The 350-nt window shown below is 62.9% G+C and carries 1 protein-coding gene; it reads right to left on the reverse strand.

What is annotated here, in order from left to right:
* Positions 1-147: 147 nt before the first annotated feature.
* Positions 148-350: hypothetical protein (locus tag AAFM29_RS17630; RefSeq protein WP_371830769.1), on the reverse strand; the 203-nt coding region annotated here is incomplete at its 5' end.

Here is a 350-nt window from a genome sequence, read left to right on the forward strand (position 1 = left end):
GGGTGATGCGTCTAAGGGTAAAGGCCCCTGCCTGTTTGCCCGCCCGTCGCGCACAGGATTGCCAGCATCGTGCGCTGGCTTGGCATGCGCGAGAGGGCGCGGCTACTGTCCGGTTCGCTGGTCTTCGCCGATGAAGCGTAGGCGCGCCTAAGGCAAATCGATCAGCAGGACCTCCGCGTCTGTTTCCGCTTCGATGGTCAGTATGTCTTCGCGGGCAAGCGCGGCACCGTCACTTGTCCGCATCTCGGTGCCGTTCATGGCAATGATGCCGCTGACGACCTGGACCCAATATCCGCGCTCAGGGTTAAGAGCGTGGGTGACCTTCACGCCCTCGTCCAGTCGCGCCAGTT

The sequence above is a fragment of the Erythrobacter sp. genome (genome assembly GCF_038133525.1).
Taxonomy (GTDB): Bacteria; Pseudomonadota; Alphaproteobacteria; order Sphingomonadales; family Sphingomonadaceae; genus Qipengyuania.